Source organism: Pseudomonas sp. URIL14HWK12:I6 (assembly GCF_000514195.1).
Classification (GTDB): Bacteria; Pseudomonadota; Gammaproteobacteria; order Pseudomonadales; family Pseudomonadaceae; genus Aquipseudomonas; species Aquipseudomonas putida_A.
Genome location: NZ_AZVL01000055.1, coordinates 1 through 1295 on the forward strand (window position 1 = coordinate 1; position 1295 = coordinate 1295).

The 1295-nt window shown below is 47.3% G+C and carries 1 protein-coding gene, 1 tRNA gene and 1 pseudogene; 1 reads left to right on the forward strand and 2 read right to left on the reverse strand.

The genetic code is table 11. From position 1 onward, the window contains the following. Window positions 1-80: 80 nt before the first annotated feature. Window positions 81-214, reverse strand: a pseudogene (locus tag H043_RS30095) (SelB C-terminal domain-containing protein); the annotation flags it as partial. A gap of 77 nt (window positions 215-291) precedes the next feature. Here H043_RS30095 and H043_RS0126485 point away from each other — a divergent pair. Continuing rightward, window positions 292-681 (forward strand): hypothetical protein, encoded by a 390-nt coding sequence (locus H043_RS0126485; RefSeq protein ID WP_155953523.1) that lies wholly within the window; start codon window positions 292-294, stop codon window positions 679-681. Window positions 682-1199: 518 nt separating this feature from the next. Here H043_RS0126485 and H043_RS0126490 read toward each other — a convergent pair. After that, window positions 1200-1295, reverse strand: a tRNA-Sec gene (locus H043_RS0126490).

Genomic DNA, 1295 nt, shown 5'->3' on the forward strand with positions numbered 1-1295 from the left:
ACCTGCCCGGGAACGGATGCCGTCCCCAACCGGGTTTGAAGCCCGGCCGCGCCACCGGGCGCGATTGCCTTCCTTTGAACTCAGGGTGCGTCGGCGCTGGCCAGCGCGTTGTCATGGCGGGTCACCCGGGATTCGCCGATGCGTCGGTCAGGCCGAGGCGGTCGAAGTATTCCAGGTACTGAATACAGCGCTTGCGTCCCAAGCCTAGCGTATCACTCTCCCAATTAACGTCTTACAAAAAACTCCTAGTTCCAGATAAGTTATATCTACTTAGAACTTTTGGTTGGAGAGTTGGCAGTTGCTAAAGGTACGGGGAATGAGTATCAAGAAACAATTAAAAAGCTTCAGAGCGATATTCAAAGCTTAAAGGCGAATTCGAGTAAGGAGGCACTTGCTAGCTACTCTTCTTGGATGGATGAAATTATTCGCGCCAAATCCATTAGTGCTTCGGACAATCTAAATAAATACCTGTATGAATTGAAGGTGCCGAAGACATGGAATTTATCTAGCTTTAGCGAGTCAGAAAATAGCCTAGCCAAACTGGCCGATTTGTTAAAGCAGCAGCCTATCTCTCGAGATATTGAAGTGAAAAACGTCACGTCATTGGCTGAGCTTCTAGGGCAAAATAAAACAAGCATTAAGGGTTTAAAAAAAACCAAAGATCCCAAAGATCAAACATGATCTGCTGCAATGTCTTGTAAAGTGCTCCAGTCTAACTGACAACCTTCCCATACTTCCTGAGAAATATTATTTGTAGCCAAAAATGACTCAAGAGAGTTTTCCATATGCACGCTTCGTCCATTCGATTTTATTTGGGGGCTGGTTATAACTTTCCGTTCAACAACGCGATTTCACTTCCAGTAATTTTCAGTGATTGACTCGCATTTCCGACTCAGTCCTCATCGTCCTTGAGAAATCTGAATTTTAGCCAGAGCAACAACAGTATTTTTGATGCTGTACATATTCTTCTCAATCCGTCTAGCTTTTTATTTGTCATCCGTATGCGGAGCACCTTCGGGACAGCGGCGACATACCTTGGTAGAAGTAACACAGACTTAGCAAAGCCCAGATTTCTCAACAGGCAAGATTCCGATGTGTTGCAACTGGACCATGTGTGGTCTGGTTTAATACTAAATTGGGTGCGATACCACTTCAATCATCTGCATGGTCAACTCCTGTGGGTGTGAGCATTGCGTAATTGGCGGAAGGCAGCCGGAGTCGAACCTGCCCGGGAACGGATGCCGTCCCCAACCGGGTTTGAAGCCCGGCCGCGCCACCGGGCGCGATTGCCTTCC